At 28.0% G+C, this 17,984-nt stretch carries 17 protein-coding genes; 5 read left to right on the forward strand and 12 right to left on the reverse strand.

All coding sequences use genetic code 11. The annotated features are described in order from the left end of the window. The first annotated feature begins 161 nt into the window (after positions 1-161). From GBG18_RS03825 to GBG18_RS03845, 5 genes are all read left to right on the forward strand, one after another. Positions 162-488 carry a hypothetical protein gene (locus GBG18_RS03825; RefSeq protein ID WP_152188560.1) on the forward strand — a complete coding sequence of 109 codons (327 nt, stop codon included), beginning with the start codon at positions 162-164 and terminating at the stop codon, positions 486-488. After that, entirely contained in the window at positions 481-1,677 is a 1,197-nt protein-coding gene (locus GBG18_RS03830) for an FAD-dependent oxidoreductase (RefSeq protein WP_152188562.1), read from the forward strand. Before GBG18_RS03825 ends, GBG18_RS03830 begins: the two co-directional genes overlap by 8 nt. Positions 1,678-1,696: 19 nt before the next feature. Next, entirely contained in the window at positions 1,697-2,275 is a 579-nt protein-coding gene (locus GBG18_RS03835) for a hypothetical protein (RefSeq protein ID WP_152188563.1), read from the forward strand. Between the two features lie 138 nt (positions 2,276-2,413). Then, entirely contained in the window at positions 2,414-2,986 is a 573-nt protein-coding gene (locus GBG18_RS03840) for an SCO family protein (RefSeq protein ID WP_152188565.1), read from the forward strand. Then, entirely contained in the window at positions 2,986-4,695 is a 1,710-nt protein-coding gene (locus GBG18_RS03845) for a methyl-accepting chemotaxis protein (RefSeq protein ID WP_152188567.1), read from the forward strand. Before GBG18_RS03840 ends, GBG18_RS03845 begins: the two co-directional genes overlap by 1 nt. Before the next feature lie 14 nt (positions 4,696-4,709). On the opposite strand, the gene GBG18_RS03850 is transcribed toward GBG18_RS03845, so the two are convergent. From GBG18_RS03850 to mltG, 12 genes are all read right to left on the reverse strand, one after another. Beyond that, positions 4,710-5,132, reverse strand: a complete 423-nt coding sequence (locus GBG18_RS03850) for a helix-turn-helix domain-containing protein (RefSeq protein WP_152188569.1) — start codon at positions 5,130-5,132, stop codon at positions 4,710-4,712. 132 nt (positions 5,133-5,264) lie between these two features. Beyond that, the gene (locus GBG18_RS03855; protein WP_152188570.1) at positions 5,265-5,519 is read right to left on the reverse strand and encodes a hypothetical protein; all 255 of its coding nucleotides are present in this window, start codon (positions 5,517-5,519) and stop codon (positions 5,265-5,267) included. 68 nt (positions 5,520-5,587) lie between these two features. Further along, positions 5,588-7,222 (reverse strand): phosphoglucomutase (alpha-D-glucose-1,6-bisphosphate-dependent), encoded by a 1,635-nt coding sequence (gene pgm, locus GBG18_RS03860; protein WP_152188572.1) that lies wholly within the window; start codon positions 7,220-7,222, stop codon positions 5,588-5,590. 75 nt (positions 7,223-7,297) lie between these two features. Beyond that, positions 7,298-8,134, reverse strand: coding sequence for a UTP--glucose-1-phosphate uridylyltransferase GalU (galU, locus tag GBG18_RS03865; RefSeq protein WP_152188573.1), 837 nt, complete (start codon positions 8,132-8,134; stop codon positions 7,298-7,300). A 25-nt stretch (positions 8,135-8,159) separates the two neighbouring features. After that, positions 8,160-9,875, reverse strand: a complete 1,716-nt coding sequence (locus tag GBG18_RS03870) for a sugar phosphorylase (RefSeq protein ID WP_152188575.1) — start codon at positions 9,873-9,875, stop codon at positions 8,160-8,162. After that, positions 9,872-11,083, reverse strand: coding sequence for a glycosyl transferase (locus GBG18_RS03875; protein WP_152188577.1), 1,212 nt, complete (start codon positions 11,081-11,083; stop codon positions 9,872-9,874). The genes GBG18_RS03870 and GBG18_RS03875 overlap by 4 nt, the downstream gene beginning before the upstream one ends. A gap of 12 nt (positions 11,084-11,095) precedes the next feature. Next, positions 11,096-12,391 (reverse strand): glycerate kinase type-2 family protein, encoded by a 1,296-nt coding sequence (locus tag GBG18_RS03880; protein WP_152188579.1) that lies wholly within the window; start codon positions 12,389-12,391, stop codon positions 11,096-11,098. Beyond that, on the reverse strand, positions 12,382-13,164 hold the full coding sequence (locus tag GBG18_RS03885; protein WP_152188581.1) for an HAD-IIB family hydrolase: 783 nt from the start codon (positions 13,162-13,164) through the stop codon (positions 12,382-12,384). The genes GBG18_RS03880 and GBG18_RS03885 overlap by 10 nt, the downstream gene beginning before the upstream one ends. Positions 13,165-13,286: 122 nt before the next feature. After that, positions 13,287-13,583, reverse strand: coding sequence for a heavy-metal-associated domain-containing protein (locus GBG18_RS03890; protein ID WP_152188583.1), 297 nt, complete (start codon positions 13,581-13,583; stop codon positions 13,287-13,289). A gap of 16 nt (positions 13,584-13,599) precedes the next feature. Then, positions 13,600-14,544: a malate dehydrogenase gene (mdh, locus tag GBG18_RS03895; RefSeq protein WP_152188585.1), complete on the reverse strand. Its 945-nt coding sequence runs from the start codon at positions 14,542-14,544 to the stop codon at positions 13,600-13,602. 109 nt (positions 14,545-14,653) lie between these two features. Next, the gene (locus GBG18_RS03900; RefSeq protein WP_152188587.1) at positions 14,654-16,846 is read right to left on the reverse strand and encodes an NADP-dependent isocitrate dehydrogenase; all 2,193 of its coding nucleotides are present in this window, start codon (positions 16,844-16,846) and stop codon (positions 14,654-14,656) included. A 122-nt stretch (positions 16,847-16,968) separates the two neighbouring features. Continuing rightward, positions 16,969-17,955: an endolytic transglycosylase MltG gene (gene mltG / locus GBG18_RS03905; RefSeq protein ID WP_226896480.1), complete on the reverse strand. Its 987-nt coding sequence runs from the start codon at positions 17,953-17,955 to the stop codon at positions 16,969-16,971. Positions 17,956-17,984: the final 29 nt, after the last annotated feature.

Genomic DNA, 17,984 nt, shown 5'->3' on the forward strand with positions numbered 1-17,984 from the left:
TTATTATATCTAATACTTGAGTCAAAGTCAATCAAGTTTAGAATTAATATTAGCAATTATATCTATTAATTGATAATTTTTTATAAAAACTTTAGTGTTTAAGCCTTATTTTCTAAGTATTTAGTTAGGATTTTAGCAATTTATAGTAATAGGTATTTAAAATGTTTGAAAAAGATGAGTGGACACAACAAGAGTTATACAAATATTCAAAGCAATTAGAAAAAGAGGATATACAAGTTATTCTTATTGATACTATTTTAAAGCCACTTGATAGAATTGAGACTATTACTTACAACCCTTATGAAATGAATTTAATGCCAAAAGGCTCTATTTTTGTCTTTTATTGTGATACTGGAAAAACTACAAAAGAGAGATTATCTTATTATAAAAAGAAGTTTCCTGATTATAAATGTATAAGTTTACGAGGTGGAAGAGGGTACTGGCGACCTAATTATCAATTACTTGATGAAATGGATAAAAATGTCTAATCAAGAAGAGTATGACTATGTAATTGTTGGTGCTGGAATTGCAGGAAGTTCAACTGCATATTTTTTATCTAAATACTCCAATTCAATTTTGCTTATTGATAAAAATGAAAAAGTTGCTTTTGGAGCAAGTGGAGCTGCAGGTGCTTTTTTATCACCATTATTAGGTAAACCTAATAAGTTTAAAGATTTAATTAGTAAATCTTTAAACTTTTCAACTAGCTTCTATAAAGAAATCAAAAGTAAATCTTTTAAAAATGATGGTGTCTGTAGAATTCCTAAAAATGAGGAAGATAGAGAAAAGTTCAACTCTTATAAACCTTATATGGATTTTGAATATAGAGACTTAAATGATGGCTATTTTTTTGATATTGGTTCTTGGATTAATCCTTTAGAAGTATGTGATTTACTTACAAAAGATATTAATAAAAGATTATCCTATGATATTTCTTTAATTGAGAAAAAAGAGAATTTATGGATTTTAAATAATGAGATTAAAACAAAAAATCTTATCCTTTGTACAGGTGCAAATACAAAACTGATAAAAGAAAAATATTTTTATATAAGAGCTGTTTGGGGACAAAAAATAGATATTACAACTAGTACTAATGTTCTTATGAATTATCATAAAGAGTGCTCAGTTTCAAAAGCTATAAAATCTGATAATGAAAAATTATTTAAAGTTTCTATTGGTGCAACACATCATAGGTTTGATTGTGATAAAAATATTTGTAACTATTGTGTGGAAGTTGCAAATCTTAATAAAGATTGTGCTAAATGTTATTCAAAACAGATAGTGGATAAAGACTCACTAAAATTAATAAAATTAGCTAATGATATTATAAAATTAGATGATGTAAATGTTATAGATGTTAAAATTGGAGCTAGAGCTTCAAGTACTGATTATTTTCCAATGCTTGGAAAATTAATTGACTCAGAAAAAAGTTTTTTAAAGTTTCCCCATTTAATAAACGGAACACATATAAAAGAAGAGATGTTAGAAAAAATTGAAAGTCTTTATGTCCTTAATGGAGTAGGTGGTAGAGGCTTTGTTTTATCCCCATACTTAGCAAATGAGCTTGTTGAAAATATAATAAATAATAAAGAGATTGAAGATAGCATATCTACATATCGTTTATTTAAAAGATGGGCAAAAAAACAAAAAAACAAAAGAACAAAAATCAATAATTAAAATAATAGGAATATAGATAATGATAAATACTTTGAAAATAGTTTTTTTAGGAATAGTAGGTTTTGGATTATTGGTATATTTAACTGCACCAGAACAAGAAAATAAAAGTGAAATAGTAAAGAATACTGATTTAAATACCTCTTTATTTCCAAGTCATTTTGAAGTTGTTGGTGTTGGAGGATATGTAAAAAAATATGATTTATTTAAAAAAGTTGATAGAAAATATATTATTGTTTTAAATCACGACTCTTTATCACTAGTTGAGCCTTTAAAGCTAAAGAATAGAAAAGATATAGTTTTAGTTGCAAATATCTCAAAAACTCCATGGTTTATTAAAAAACTTGCAGTAAATGGTAAATTAGAAGAATTAAATGCAAATTCAAATATCCCTATGATTAATGATACTAGTGGAAAATTCACTAAGTTATTAAATATTAATGATGATACTCAAACTAAGTATTTTATATTTAAAATTCAAGATGATAGCTCAATAATAAAAATAAAAGAATTAGAAGTAAAAGAAGGTGCATTAGAATTTGGTATCACAAAAGAAGAATCAAATAAATATATTTCAGAATTACTTTTATCATTAAAATAGTTTATGAAATTATTTTCTTTTTAATAAAAATTATTTATTAAAAAAACTTATAAATAAACTTGTTTTTAAAGACAAATAATGATAAAGTTTAGTTATAAAAGATAAATTATGTCTTATTAAAATACAAGGCTTTAAAATATGAATATATTTAAATCAAAAAAGTTATATGGAATACTCTTAGTACTTATAACTTTTTTTATGTTTTTTTTTATTAATTCTATTTTATTGTTTTTTAATGATAGTGGAAAATTAGAAAAAAAAGTAGCTACAAACTTTAAGTTTTTACAAAAAGAACAAAAGCCTATTGTTCTTTTATATTTTGGATATACACATTGTTCAGATGTTTGTGTAATGGCCTTAAATAGGCTAAATAAACTCTATCCTCTATTAGAAAAAGAAAAAGTTTCTATTTATTTTATAAATCTACTTGATGATGTATCTGAAAAAGATACAGAAGATTATGTCTATTCATTTAATAAAAATTTTAATCCTGTAACTCTTAATAAAAAAGAACTTTCATTAGTTACTAGTAAATTAAAAGTAAACTTTTCTAAATCTATATTTAATGAAAAAGAGATGAATCACTCAAGTTTTTTATATCTACTTGTAAACGAAAAAGACAATTACATTCAAAAATATGTGTATCTTAGTAGTTCTTATGAACTTAATATGATTAAAGATGACATAAATGAAATTTTAAAGGATTACTAATGTTAAAAAAATTATTTGCTTTCTTTCCTATAACAATGAATTTAGATAAAAAGATAAAAGAGGCTTTAATAAATGATTATGCAAAAAGTGACAAGTATATATTAATACTTTCTGTTATTTTATTTGCTATTGTTTCAACAGTTTCAGCAGTACCTTATGATACTTATTTAATTGGTATTGTATGTGGAGCGCCATTACTTTTAATCTCTTTTATCTCTTATAGATTTTTTAGAGGAACAGTTGTTTCAAGAGCAGTTGCTGGTATTGTTATGATGAGTTATCCATCAATAATGATTATTCAAAATATGGGAATGATTGAAATGCACTTTGGTTACTTTATTTTAGCTGCTGCATTAACTGTTTATAAAGATTTAACTGCAATTTTAACAGCAACCTTAACAGCTGCACTTGGACATATTATATTTACTTTTATTCAATTAAATCAAGTTCAAATAAATGGTTATGACCTTTTATATTTTAGTTATGGATGTAGTTGGGAAATCACATTTGTACATATTGTAATGTTTGCAATTGAAGTGATTTTATTAGCCTATATTGTTTATTCAACTATTGAACAGTTTATTTTAGCTCAAAGTTTACAGTTAGAATCTGAAGACTCTATGGATAAGATAAATCAAGAACAAAAAGAGAGTGAAGTAATTATTAATTCAACTATTGATATTGTTAAAGAAGTTAACAAAGGTAATATGGCAAGTAGAATTAAGGGAAAAACATCTAATGAAAGTGTTGAATTACTAAAAAATCTTTTAAATGATATGTTAGATAATCTTGAGTCTTTAGTAGGAAAAGATTTAACAAAAATAACAGATGTTTTATCTAAATACTCTCAAAGAGATTTTACAGCTAACTTAGACCCTAAAACATCTGGTGATATTGGTAATAAAATTATAGAAATGAATCAAATGATTACAGAGATTTTACAAACAAATCAAAAAGATGGAATGTTACTTCAATCAAGCGCAGATGAGCTTACACGAAATGTAAGTACCTTATCAAACAATGCAACATCACAAGCTGCAAGTTTAGAAGAGACAGCTGCATCAATTGATGAAATAACAAGTAATATTGAGCAAACAAGCCAAAAAGCTCAAGAAATGTCAAATATTTCAAATGATACAAAATCTTCTGCAAATGAAGGACAAAAACTTGCTAGTGACACAGTAAAAGCAATGGAAGATATTAATAATACAGTTATTTATATTAATGAATCTATTTCTGTAATTGATCAAATTGCTTTCCAAACAAATATTCTTTCATTAAATGCAGCTGTAGAAGCAGCAACTGCAGGTGAGGCTGGAAAAGGTTTTGCTGTTGTTGCACAAGAAGTAAGAAATCTTGCAAGTAGATCTGCTGAAGCTGCTAAAGAGATAAAAGAGTTAGTTGAAAGTGCAACTGATAAAACAAATACAGGTAAAAGAATTAGTTCTGAAATGATTGAAGGCTTCACTTCTTTAGAAGAAAAAATTACTGCAACTAATAAATTAATTGATGATGTTACAAATGCTGCTAAAGAGCAAAGTATTGGTATGACACAAGTTTCAGATGCAATTAATCAATTAGATAGCTTTACTCAAGAAAATGCTTCAGTTGCTGATAGAGCAAATTCAATTGCTAAAGAGACTAATCGTATAGCACTTGATGTTGTTGAAAATGTAAATAAAAACAACTTTGATGGTAAAAATTCTTAAGTAACTAATTATAGTTACTTAAGGTTTTTATATTCTGTATACTCTATAAATCTTTTATAAAAATGAAAAAATCCCCATCCTATTAAAATATATGGAAACCATAAATTCTCACTATTTGTACTTAAATTTAATACTATTAGAAATATATTTATAATAAGAAATTTAAATGTCTTAGTACTGCTTTTTAGATATAAAAAGAAGCTCTTATCCTCTTTTTTACTAGCTTTTACTTCATCGCTATTTATATTTTTCTTATTCATAATATTTTCAAGTTCATTTACTTCTATTTCAAATACTTTTGCAATTGCAGTCAATGATTCGCAACTTGCTTTATTATCTTTTTCAATTCTTTGAATAGTTCTTGAACTTAAATTAGAAAGTTCAGCTAATTGTTCTTGCGATAAACCTTTTTTTATTCTTAAGTTTTTTATACTCATTGTCTTCCTTTATATTAATAAACGAATAGTACAGTTTTTTTAAGCTTGTCGGTTACGAAAATACACGACAATATATGACAATGACTATTCCATAGGCTTTGCAAAATTAATATATAAATTAGATTTTAGTAATTATATCTTATTTAGTATTTTTTTCATAAAGAATTTTGAAGAAAATATGAATAATAATATTGAAAAAATAGCCATAGAAAAAATCAATAATGCATGAGTCGTATATGATAATTCATTAAAGTTTTGTTCTAAAAAATTTGATATATATGAGATTGGTTTTATTAAAATATTTCCAATAGTAGGAGAAAGTTGTAAGGCAATAAAAAGTGCAAAAAGTGGAATTGAAATACCAATAATAAATGTTAATAGTTTCATTAATAATCCTTTATATTAAAAAATATTTTATAATATAAAAGTTTATTAATTGTGTAATTGAGTATTTATTAGTTTTCTATACTTTTACTAACTAAAGCCTGTGCTTCTTTTATAAGTAGTTCTAAATGCTCTTCATTTATAAAGCTTTCTGCATAAATCTTATAGATGTCTTCAGTACCTGAAGGACGTGCAGCAAACCAACCATTTTTAGTTGTAACCTTTAGTCCACCAATACTTGCATTATTTCCGCTTGCATTTGTATATATATTTTCTATTTCTTCATTTGCTAATGTTTTAGATGTAATATCTTCTACACTTAGATTTTTTAATTTTGCTTTTTGTTCAAAACTAGCAGGTGCATCAACTCTTCTATAATAAGATTTCCCAAACTCTTCTTCAAACTCTTGGTAAATTTCACCTGGGTCTCTTTTTAGTTTAGAAGTCATTTCAGCAGCTAAAAGATTTAAAATGATGCCATCTTTATCTGTAGACCAAACACTTCCATCTTTTCTTAAGAAAGATGCTCCAGCACTCTCTTCTCCACCAAAAGCTAGTGTTCCTTTATATAAACCATCAACAAACCATTTAAATCCCACAGGTACTTCATATAGCTTTTTATCTAAAGAATTAACAACTTTATCAATCATAGAACTTGAAACTAAAGTTTTACCAATACCTAAATCTTCTCCCCAATTTCTGCTTGAGAATAGATACCAAATAACAACTGATAAGTAGTGATTTGGATTCATAAGTCCTACACTTTTTGTAACTATTCCATGTCTATCAAAATCTGGGTCATTAGCAAATGCAATATCATATTCCTTGGCTAATTTAATTAGTGAAGCCATTGCATATTTTGAGGAACAATCCATTCTAATTTTACCATCATGGTCACAAGACATAAAAGAGAAAGTAGGGTCAATTTTTTCATTTACAATATCAAGTTTGATTCCATAAATCTCTTGTATTTTTTTATAAACTTCTAATCCAGAACCACCTAAAGGGTCAACTCCAATTTTAAGATTTGCTTCTTTTATAATATCCATATCAATAATTGTGTCTAATGCTTTTACATAAGGAGTTATAAAATCACAAACTTCTAAAAATGAAGAGTTAAATATCTCATCTTTACTTATAAGTTTTACATCTACAAGATCGTTTTGAAGTATTTGGTTCGCTCTATTTTCAATTAGTGAAGTTACATCTGTATCAGCAGGTCCACCATTTGGCATATTGTATTTAAATCCACCATCACTTGGAGGATTATGTGAAGGTGTTATAACTACACCATCATTTAAAATATCAGTGTTTTTATTTGATTCTAAAATTGTAAAAGACAATACAGGAGTTGGTGTATACTCCTCTTTTTTTGCTATTTTACAAGCTACTTCATTTGCTAAAAATACTTGTAAAGCAGTAATTTGCGCAGGAGTGGATAAGGCATGTGTATCTATTCCTATATGCATCACACCAGTTATTCCAGCATTTTTTCTATATTCACAAAGAGCTTGAGTGATTGCTAAAATATGATTTTCATTAAAACTTGATTTTGTAGAACTTCCTCTATGTCCAGAAGTTCCAAAAGTAACTTTTTGAGTTTGTTCCTTTGCATCAGGTTTATTAGTATAATAGCTTTTTAATAATGCATCTATCTCTTCTAGAATCTCTTTAGGTGCTTGTTTACCTGCTAATTCATTTATCAAATATTATCCTTTTACTATTTTAAATGCTTGTTTATAAAGTTTTTGTAATTTTACCAAAATCATCTATATATTAGTTTATTTTTTCTTTTCTAAGTTATAAAAATAGTTTGTAGCTTCAACAAAACCATCAACTGAACCACAATCAAATCTTTTACCTTCAAACTTATAAGCTAAAACCATTCCATTTTTAGCTTGTTCACAAAGGGCATCAGTAATTTGTAACTCTCCATTTTTCCCAGGTTTTGTTTTCTTAATAATTTCAAAAATTTCAGGTGTTAATATATATCTTCCAATTACTGCAAGATTTGAAGGTGCTTTATCATTATCAGGTTTTTCAATCATATTTGAAACTATATGAACATTGTTTTCCATAATTTTACCTTCAATTACACCATATTTATGAACATCTTCTTTTGGCACTTCCATACAAGCAACGATACAACACTTGTATTTTTCATAAAGTTTAACCATTTGAGTTAAAACACCATCACCTTTTGGATTCACACATAAATCATCTGCTAGAATTACTGCAAAAGGATTATGCTCACCTACAAGAACTTTACCTTTATAAATAGCATCTCCTAAACCTTTCATCTCATTTTGTCTTGTATAAGTAAATGTACACTTATCAATTATATTTCTAATATCTGATAACATCTTTTCTTTAGATGAACCTTGTATTTGGTGTTCAAGTTCATAAGAAATATCAAAATGATCTGTAATAGCTCTTTTCCCACGTCCTGTAATAATTGACATTACGTCACATCCAGCTTCTATTGCTTCCTCAACTCCATATTGAATTAATGGTTTAGTTAGAACTGGTAACATCTCTTTTGGCATTGCCTTTGTTGCTGGTAAAAATCTTGTACCGTATCCTGCTGCTGGGAATAAACACCTTGTAATATCACTCATTTTTTCTCCTTAAAATTTTATATTTTTATATTTTTCCCTTAAGCCACATAATTTGGTATGGCTCAAGTGTAATTGTTGCTTCTTGTTTTTCTGTACTTTCATCACAAAAGTTTGAACTTAAAATATCGCATAATGGTAACTTTATCTCTTTTGGAAGAGTAATAGTGATTTTTTCATTACTATAATTATTTAATGCAAGTATTCGTGTTGTTTTTTCAATATTAAACTTATCTATTGCAAAAACTCTTTGGTCTAAGTCTAAAAAGTTAAACTCTCCAAAAGGATTAAAAGCTTCTTCGTTTATTCTAATTGAAATCATTCTTTTGTATGAATCAAAAATAGTTTTTGCTAAGCTTCCTAGAGTTGAAAGCTCTTTTTCTAGCCAATCAATATTATGTTTTTCTCTATTTATTGTTCTATTTATTCCAGAGTGTTTAACTCCGTCTTTATAGTTTTGAGAACCTACTATTGAGTGGAAATAAATACCAGGAACCCCAGGCATTGCTAAAACAGTTGCTTGCGTTACAAGCATACGTTTTATTCTTAGAAGTTGGTCTTCTTTTGGACTTGTTAGAGCATCTATGTAACTACAGTTTAATTCATAAGGACTTTTACTTCCATCTTCTTCTGATCTATATGAAACTAAACCTCCATTATTTTCAACATTTTTTACAATATCATTTATCTCACTATCATCTAATAAACCTTTTACTGGTCTTAGACCAATACCATCATGACTTGCTGTAAAGTTAAAGAAACACACTTTATTACTTGGTAGTTCCAATGTTTTAGCCCATGAAGTTAATTTATTAGTATTTGCATGAATTATTGAGTTTAATAAAAGTGGAGGCAACGCAAAGTTGTAAACCATTTGTGCTTCATCTTCTCCACTTCCAAAATATGAAATATTTTCATGATGAGGAACATTTGTTTCTGTTATTATGATTACTTCAGGAGCAACTTCATGTAAAACATCTCTCATTAATTGAATTAATTCATGAGTTTGTGGTAAATGAACACATTGTGTTCCTATCTCTTTCCAAATAAATGCAATTGCATCAAGTCTAATAAGTGTTGCACCTTTTTCAATATAATAAAACATTGCATCAAGTACAGAACATAGAACTTTGTAACTTTTATAATTTAAATCAACTTGGTCTTTACTAAATGTTGTCCAAATATTATGTATCTTTCCATCATCATCTAAATACTCATGTAATAAAGGGCTGGCTCTTGGTCTTACAACTTTAGATAAATCAGTTGTAGGGTCTAGTTCAATAAAGTAATCATCATACTCCTTATCACCTGCTAAATAAGCTTTAAACCATGATGAGAATTGAGAAATATGATTTATAACTCCATCTACCATTATTCTATAATCAGCTGATAAATGCTCAACTTCTCTCCATGAACCCATATGAGGATCAACTTCTACATAATCAACAACAGAAAAACCATCATCAGAAGAGTAGGGATAAAAAGGAAGAATATGAACTGAGTTTATAACGCCTTTTAAGTGATTATCCATAAACTCATTTAGTGTTTGTAATGTTGGCTCACTATTTCTTGAAACTTGATCTCCATAAGTTATTAAAATAATATCTTTTTGACTTAAGTGATACTCTTTTGATTTTATTGTAAGTTTGTATTTGTTAACTAACTTATCAATGCTTTTAAAAGCTTTTTGTGCTGTTTCTTCTGGATATAATTTAGCTAATCTATTACTGATTTTTTCATTCATTCATTATCCTTCTTTACATAAAGATTGAATTTATCAGAAAAGTCAGGTAATACTGATCTTACAGTAATCCAAGGAGATAAAGATGGTACTCCCATTGGGTCTTCATAATATTCATCTGAAGCCTCTTTAATAGCTTCTTGGAAAATCTCAACTGCATTTATCTCTTTTTCTCGAATAAAATCTAAACCATTTATTTTACTAAGTGCATTATATTTTGATATTTCAAATCTTGACTCTTGGAAGTAGGTTGCTAGTAGTGTTTTAAATGTTGAAGTTGAGAAAATAACTCCTTCTTGTGCCATTACTCTAAAAATTGTTTTTGCAATATCATTTGCCATTTTATAAATACCACCACCAGAGTCTACTGATCCTAATTCTTGATGTTTATGCTCATACGTATCCATAATTTGAGTTTGACAGATTCTTCTATTAGATGTATTTTTATATACCTCACTTAATGTTGATACTTCAAGTCCCCATGTTGGAGAAATAGCAATACCTCTACCCATTGACCTAATAAATGAAAATTCTCCTGATAAGGCATATCTAAAGCTTTCCATATACTCTAAGTATCTACTTTGTCCATGTACTTTTTTTAATGAGTTAATTAAAGGACTATAAAGTAATCTTGTAGCTCTTCCATGAAGTTTATCAGTTACTCTTGAGTAATAACCTTTATTAAATTCAAAATCAAGAGCAGGGTGGATTATTGGATAAAATAGTCTTGCAGGAACCTCTCTTGTATAGTTTACAATATCACAATCATGAAGAGCAAAAGCATATGCGTCTTTATCTGTTAATCCATAACCTAACATTGTCCATACATTTCTTCCTTTTCCTGGTGTATCAAGACCTGGAAAACCTTCTTTTGTAAGTTCAGAATATAACTCTTTAATTCTTGGTCCATCATTCCATAAAACATCAACTTTGCATGGAAGTACTGACATAAGTTTTTTTACTTCTTCAAACTGCTCTTTTGTTGCTTGATCAAGTCCTAATACTATTTTATATAGATATCTAACATTTTTAAGCTCTTCAATAATTGTATGCATAGCTGGTGTTTGGAATTCTGAATATAAAGCAGGCAATAAAAGAACCATTCTTCTTCTTCGACTAAATCTTACAAGCTCGTCTTCTATATCTTCTAAGCTTCTTTCACCTAGATTTTGTAAAGTTGTAATTACCCCGTTTTGAAAAAAATCTGACATTTATTATTCTCCTTAATCTTTTTGTTTTTCTATATTTATTATTAGTACATCTAGCATATTGTTGTGGCTAGGTCCTGTGTTTATTAAATCATTAGTTTTTTCAAAGAACTCATTTGAATTAAATTCTTTTAAATACTTTTTAATATCAAGATTTAATACTTTTGTTTTTTCTAAACTTTCTTTATTTATAACTGCACCTGCACTATTTGAGTTTCCATCTATTCCATCACTTGCGGCACTTAATATTGTAATTGTCTTATCTATTGGAAATTTATTTAAAAAAGATAAAATAAGGTGTTGATTTCTTCCACCCTTACCATTTGAAGTAACTTTTACTAAAGCTTCTCCTCCAAAAATAAAACAACCTTCTTTTTTTGTTTCAATAAAAGAGAGTAAATCCTCTACCACTATATTTACATCCTCTTCAATTTTTTTATCAATAATACTAGCAGTTATATTTTTTGAATGTAGTTCTTTTTTTATATCATTTAATAGTATTTCATTAGAAGCTATTAAAAAGTGTTTAATATTTTCTTTTGGTGTTTTTGGAGTGTCTTGAATTTTTCCTAATTGTCCTAAACTCAAGTATTCTTTTACTTTTTTTGGAATTACATCTAATAAGTCATATTTTTCTAAATATTCTACAGCTGTTTGAAAACTTGAAGTGTCACAATACAATGGTGCTGAACCAATTGCTTCTAAGTCATTTGAAATAACATCACTTAATACTAAAACAATTCCTTTTGCTTTACAATTCTCTACTAATCTTCCCGCTTTTACTTGTGAAAGATGTTTTCTTATACAGTTCATTGCAACAATTGGCATAGAACCTTTTAACATCAAATCTGTAGTTTCTTGAAACTCTTCCATTGATATCTCTTCAACTGGTAGTTCAATTAAAGCTGAAGTTCCACCTGAAAGTAAATAAATAAAAAAATCATCTTCTTCTAAACTTTCCATTGATTCTTTTAAATATTCTGCTGCAATTAAGCTTTTATTACTTGGGATTGGATGACTACTTTCTAAATAGGTTAAATTCTTTTTATCTATACTATTTTTATAAGGACCTACAAGTACAGCTTTTTCTATTTTGTCTTCAATATTTTCATAAATACCAAGAGCCATACTCAAAACTGCTTTCCCTGAACCAAAAAGATGTATTTTCTTATCTTTGGGTAAAGATATTATTTCATCATTAATAATTATTTCATTTTCTTTAAATATGCACTTATTATTAATAAGTCTTTTTGGCTCAATATTTTTTAAAACTTCAAAAAATGAATCTTTTAGTATCTGTTTTACTTGCATAAAATTCCTTTTAAAGCTTCATTCCAACCAGCAGGTCCAATGGCTTGAGTTTTTATTAAATCTTTTTTATCATAATCGATAAAGGATCCATCAAACTTTTTAATTAGTACTGAAATATCTGAAATATCAAGCATTGATTTATCATTTTCACCATCACCTAAAGCAATAGTTGTAAATTTTTTATGATATTTTTCTTCATATAAATTTTTAAGTTTTATTAAGGCATTTGCTTTATCTTGACCTTGTGTAATTAGATGATAAAACCTACCACCTTTAACAATATCAAAGCCTTCTTTTAAACTAAGTTTTTTAAGTTCTTCAATTTTTGATTCATCTTCAATTATAAAAGGTTCACAAAAATCTCTTTTTTTTGCAAGTATTGAGCTTTCTATATCAAGTCCAGTTAGACTTGAAACTAGCTTATCACTCATATCAAAAAAACTTTTAATATTAAATTTTTCTCTATATTGATTAAGAAAGCATAATGTTTCACTGTAAGTTTTTCCCATATTTATTTGTTTGAAATATTTATCCTCAGGTAAGAAAATACCTGCACCATTTTCAACAATAAAAGGGTAATTTATATCAAGTTGTTTTCGAAGTTTTAAAATTTCTTGTTTTGTTTTACTCGTAACTATAATTAGTGGAATATTTTTTAATTTAAGATATTCAAGCATCTCTTTTGCATCATCTGTACTATACGTATTATGATCAAGTAATGTTCCATCTAAATCTGTAAAAATAAGATAATTTTTTGTTTTTGTTTGTAACATAATTTAGTATATCGTATAAATTCTAGTATATCAATTCTAGATTGTATAAAAAATATATATCTGTATGGAATATTTTATATGCAAGTGATATATTAATAAAAAGTGTTTAATAAAGGAAAAAACTATTCATTTTTTCCTGTAGCTACATTAACTTTTCCAATAGCGCATGATACAAAACTTTTTGCAGTTGTTGCAGCTTTTTGTAAACCTGATAGTTCATCTGTAGATAAAGGATATCCTAGGTCTCTTAATTTAAGTTTTAAAGATTCTTTCTTTTCATCTTCAATATCAAGTGTTATTTTTCGTGGATGAGCACTTAAATCCACAATGATTTCACCAAATTCTTCTTTAAGTGATGAAACTAATGTACTTGCACATCCACCACATTTTACGTTTTCTACTTCAAGAGTTTGTTTCATTTTTATACCTTTTAATTTAACTAAAAAATTTTGATTCTAATGTATCTACTAGTTCTTGTACTGAAGCTACAGATTTTTTAAATTGAGCTTCTTGACTCTTGTTTAAATTTAGTTCAATGATTTTTTCAATACCATTACTTCCTAACATAACAGGAACACCACCTACAATATTTTTATATCCATATTCTCCATCTAAAAGTACTGCACATGGGTATATTTTCTTTTGGTTATGCAAAATTGCTTCAACCATTAGTGATGTTGCATGTGCTGGCGCATAATAAGCAGAACCAATTTCAAGTAGTTTTACAATTTGTAATCCACCATTTTTTGTTTTTGTAACAATTTCTTCAATCTCTTCATCTGTTAATAATTCACTTAAAGGAACTCCAGCAACTGTAGAATAATTAGGAAGAGGAACCATGTCATCACCATGTCCACCCATAACTGATGATTCTATTTGTCCTGCACCATATCCTAGTTTTTCTAAAATAAAGTGAGACATTCTAGCAGAATCTAAAATACCAGCCATTCCAATTATTTGATTTCTTTTGAATCCTGAACTTTTTAATGCAGAATAAACCATAGCATCTAGTGGATTTGAAACTACTATAATTATAGCATTAGGAGCATTGTTCTTAATATCTTCAATTACACTTTTCATAATCTTTGCATTAGTTAGAAGTAAATCATCTCTACTCATACCTGGTTTTCTTGGAATTCCTGCAGTTACAACAATAACATCACAACCTTTTAAGTCTTTTCCATCAATTGCTGCAGTTACTAAAGTATGCGATTTTGCAGCATTAGCAGCTTGTGATATATCTAAAGCCATAGCTTGTACAATATTTTCTCTAATATCTTTTAATACTATTGTTGAACAAATACCTTTATTTGCCAGGGCATAAGCTAAAGTAGAACCAACATTTCCAACTCCAACTATACCAACTTTTTTATTTACCAAAATAGGTCCTTTTTTATATAACTTAATTATATAATTTTAAATAAAAAAAGGCAAAACATTTAAGTCTTGCCTTTTTTAAATAAAATAAATTTATTTGTTTATTTTTAACTTATCCAATAATTGAATTTAAAGTTGCAGATGGTCTCATTGCTGCACTTACTAAATCATCATTTGGTAAGTAGTATCCACCCATATCAATCTCTTTACCATGACCAGCTACTAATTCAGATACAATTTTATCTTCATTTTCACTCATAGCTTTTGCAATTGGAGTAAATTCAGCTTTAAGTTCAGCATCAACATCTTGAGCTGCTAATTCTTGTGCCCAGTACATTGTTAAGTAGAAGTGAGAACCTCTATTATCAATTGAACCTAATTTTCTAGCTGGTGATTTATCATTTAAAAGGAAAGTTCCAGTTGCTTTATCTAAAGTATCAGCTAAAACTTGTGCTTTTGCATTTCCTTGTGTATTTGCTAAGTGCTCAAAAGATGCAGCTAATGCCATGAATTCACCTAATGAATCCCATCTTAAGTAATCTTCTTGTGCAAATTGTTGAACGTGCTTAGGAGCAGATCCACCAGCACCAGTTTCAAATAATCCTCCACCTTTCATTAATGGAACGATTGATAACATTTTTGCAGATGTTCCTAATTCTAAAATTGGGAAAAGGTCTGTATTATAATCTCTTAAAACATTTCCAGTAACAGAAATAGTATCAAGTCCTTTTCTCATTCTCTCCAGTGAAGTTTTTGTAGCATCAACAGGTGCTGCAATTGTAATATCTAAACCAGCTGTATCGTGTTCTGGTAAGTATTTATTAACTTTTTTAATCATTTCTGCATCATGAGCTCTGTTTTCATCTAACCAGAAGATTGCAGGAGTATTTGATAATCTAGCTCTCGTAACTGCTAATTTAACCCAGTCTTGAATAGGTGCATCTTTTGCTTGACACATTCTGAAAATATCTCCAGCTTCTGTATCAAAACTAAATACTGTTTCACCGGCTTTATTTGTTACTACGATTTTTCCATTTGCTGCTGCTTGGAAAGTTTTATCATGTGAACCATACTCTTCAGCTTTTTTAGCCATTAAACCAACATTTGGAACAGTACCAATTGTTGTTACATCTAATGTACCGTTTGCTTTACAATCATCAATAACTGCTTGGAAAGATTGTGCATAACATCTATCTGGAATTACTGCAACTGTATCTTCTTCTTTGTCATCTGCATTCCACATTTTACCACCACCTTTAAGCATAGCAGGCATAGATGCATCAATAATAACATCAGATGGTACATGTAAGTTTGTAATTCCTTTATCAGAATTTACCATTGCAAGTCTTGGTTGTTTAGTATAAACAGCTTCAATATCAGCTTCAATTTCAGCTTTTTTATCTGCATCTACTTGGTCTAACTTAGAGTATAAATCACCTAAACCATTGTTGAAGTTAACACCTAAAGAGTCAAATAATTCACCATGTTTAGCAATTAAATCTTTGAAGTATACTTTAACAGCAAATCCAAACATAATTGGATCAGAAACTTTCATCATAGTAGCTTTTAAGTGTAATGATAATAATACATCTTGTTCTTTAGCTCTGTTAATTGCTCTTTGGTAGAATTCTTGTAATGATTTTGCACTCATACAAGTAGCATCAATAATCTCATTTGCTTCAACTGGAGTTGATTCTTTTAATACAGTTGTAGAACCATTTGCATCAACAAAAGAGATTTTTAAATCATCAGCTTTTTCAAACGTAGTTGATAATTCTGCACCATAGAAATCATTTGCATCCATGTGCATAACTTCAGTTTTTGAATCACTAGTCCATTTACCCATTCTGTGAGGGTTGTTTTTTGCGTAGTTTTTAACTGCACCTGGTGCTCTTCTATCTGAATTTCCTTCTCTTAATACTGGATTAACAGCAGAACCTGAAATTTTCCCGTATCTTGCTGTAATTTCTGCAGATGCATCATAATTAGGAACATCGTAACCTTTTGATTGTAATTCTGCAATACAAGCTTTTAACTGTGGAACGGAAGCTGAAACGTTTGGTAATTTAATAATATTAACTGTTGGATCTTGAGTTAATTCACCTAATTCAGCTAAATGATCAGCGATTTTTTGGTCTTCTGTTAAGTTCTCTGGGAAGTTTGAAATAATTCTTCCTGCTAATGAGATATCTTTTGTTACCATTTCAATACCTGAGCTTTTTGTAAAAGCTTTAATCATTGGTAAGAAAGAGTATGTAGCTAATGCTGGAGCTTCATCAACTTTTGTGTAAATAATCTTTGACATGTTTGTTCCTAAATTTTGAATTTTTATATTGAAGATATAATAGCACTAATTCAATTTAGGCCTATTTAAAGCTATGTTTAATTTTATGTCAAAAAAATGTATGTTTCATATTTTCACAATTCTTATTTTACATTATCCCAAAGTGACTTAATTGAAGTAGGCTTTTGCTCTTTTATATCGGTCTTCATGATGATTTTTGCTTCTTTATCTATTTTAGTCTCTTCTTCTTTGACTTTAGTGTAACTTTTCTTTACACCAACATTTGCTCTAATATTATTTATATGGCTTCTATATGTTTTGGAGAAAGTATGTAATCCAGTTTTATTGTTTTTTACAAAATATAAGTAGTCACTTTTAACTGGAAAAATTGCAGCTTTAATTGCATTTAAACTTACTGCTGAAACAGGATTTTTGGGTAAGCCATTATTTTTATATGTATTATATGAAGAGGTATCTTCTTTAATTCTTTGTGCAGTTACCCTAACATGAGAATATTTTCCATAGTTTAAAGTTCCATCCATTTGCAATTTCATTCCACGTTGTAATCTATTATGAATTACACTTGATACAATTGGCATCTCTTCTACACTTGCTGCTTCTTTTTGAATTACAGAAGCTAAACTTAAGTAGTGATACCATTTTTTCTTATCATATAAACCAAATATTTTTTTAGAAAACTCTTCATACTTTTTATTACTTTGAGATAGTAAATAAAATATTAAATGATCTTCATTCATACCATAAGGTAAAGAGTAAGTATCTGCAAGTATATTTCCATCTAATTTATAAGCATGCTTTTCATAAACTGCTTGAAGTTTACTTTCTGATAAATTTAAATCTTTTGCTAATTGTTTTAAAAATATATATGAAGTTTCGCCTGGAATTAAAGTTATGTTTTTTAATGCAGCTTTTGAAGTAGTTAATTTATATAAAAAATCCATTTTTGTTAATCTATTTTCATCAATACTAATCCATCCACTTTGAATAAAACCAATAGATCTTAGCATAATTTTATCAATTATATTAAGTTCATAACCTGTTTTATTTAGGTAAGATACAGTATCATTTGTACTTCCTTTAGGGATAAATAACACTTTTGTTGAACTCATCGGAATTGTTAAATAAAATAAAATTATAA

Origin of the sequence: Poseidonibacter ostreae (assembly GCF_009208075.1) — a bacterium.
In the GTDB taxonomy this organism is placed as follows: domain Bacteria; phylum Campylobacterota; class Campylobacteria; order Campylobacterales; family Arcobacteraceae; genus Poseidonibacter; species Poseidonibacter ostreae.